The organism is Bacteroidota bacterium (genome assembly GCA_016183775.1).
In the GTDB taxonomy this organism is placed as follows: domain Bacteria; phylum Bacteroidota; class Bacteroidia; order JABDFU01; family JABDFU01; genus JABDFU01.
On the sequence record JACPDY010000122.1, the window covers coordinates 9,967 to 11,307 of the forward strand.

General features: G+C 37.4%; 1 protein-coding gene and 1 rRNA gene. Both read left to right on the forward strand.

Annotated features, from left to right (window positions below):
* Positions 1 to 12: 12 nt before the first annotated feature.
* Positions 13 to 624, forward strand: a complete 612-nt coding sequence (locus HYU69_14540) for an SDR family oxidoreductase (GenBank protein MBI2271560.1) — start codon at positions 13 to 15, stop codon at positions 622 to 624.
* Positions 625 to 1,008: 384 nt separating this feature from the next.
* Positions 1,009 to 1,341: ribosomal RNA gene (locus HYU69_14545) — 16S ribosomal RNA — on the forward strand; the annotation flags it as partial.

The window sequence follows — 1,341 nt, forward strand, 5'->3', positions numbered from 1 at the left end:
AAAATAATTGCATTGTCGAGAAATAAAGGTGCGCTTGAGAAGCTGAAGAGAGAGTGCAATAAAAGCAACGTATATATTGTTGCGGTTGATCTGGCCGATAAGAACATGAAAAAAAAACTGATTCCGCTTATACAAAAGCAATTTAAATTTATTGACGTTCTTATCAATAATGCAGGTGCCATTGTCAATAAATCCATTCAAAATACAAGTGATAAGGATTTGGAAAACGTGTACAATGTAAATGTATTAAGTGTTTTTAAGCTTGTTCGTGATCTGATCCCGTTACTGAAAAAAGCGAAGAGGGGTTCACATATTGTCAATATAAGCAGCATGGGTGGAGTACAGGGAAGTGTGAAGTTTTCAGGGCTTTCCGCATATAGTTCAAGTAAAGGAGCAGTTGCAGTATTGACCGAATGTCTTGCTGAGGAACTAAAACAGTATAATATCTCCGTAAATTGTCTTGCGCTCGGTTCCGTTCAAACCGAAATGCTCCGGAAAGCCTTTCCCCATTACAAAGCACCATTATCTGCGACTCAAATGGCTGATTATGTTGCAACCTTCGCTTTAACGGGCAATCAGCACTTTAATGGTAAAATACTTCCGGTTTCCATTTCAATCCCATAGTTTTTTTACCTGATTATGAGGTTATTACAATATTTTATGCAGAATATGTTTGCAGATCAACAGAAACCACATACATTTGCAACCCTTTTAAGAAAACGTTCCTTAAAAAAAGACAAATATTTTAATAACAATTTGTAAATAATATTTGCAGATTAATAAAACGTTTGTAGCTTTGCCCTCCCTTTAAAAAAGGGATTAAGTAAAGTTCTTGTATCGATTAATATTTTAGGTTCCTTCAATGGAATAATATATTAAACGTTCTTTGAAAATATTGAAGCAAATAAAAAGGAATAGAGTAAGTATCCTTTGATTACAAATTCTTATTTGTAGTCAATGAGAAACAAATCTTGAAGCATTCCATTAAATTGGAAAACAATATCAAACTTACAATGGAGAGTTTGATCCTGGCTCAGGATGAACGCTAGCGGCAGGCCTAATACATGCAAGTCGAACGGTAACAGGTGTAGCAATACATGCTGACGAGTGGCGCACGGGTGCGTAACACGTATGCAACCTACCCATAACTGGAGGATAGCCCGAAGAAATTCGGATTAATACTCCATAGTATAGTGAAGAGGCATCTCTTTATTATTAAAACTACGGTGGTTATGGATGGGCATGCGTTGCATTAGCTAGTTGGTGAGGTAATGGCTCACCAAGGCAACGATCAGTATCCGGTCTGAGAGGACGGTCGGACACACTGGAACTGAGACACGG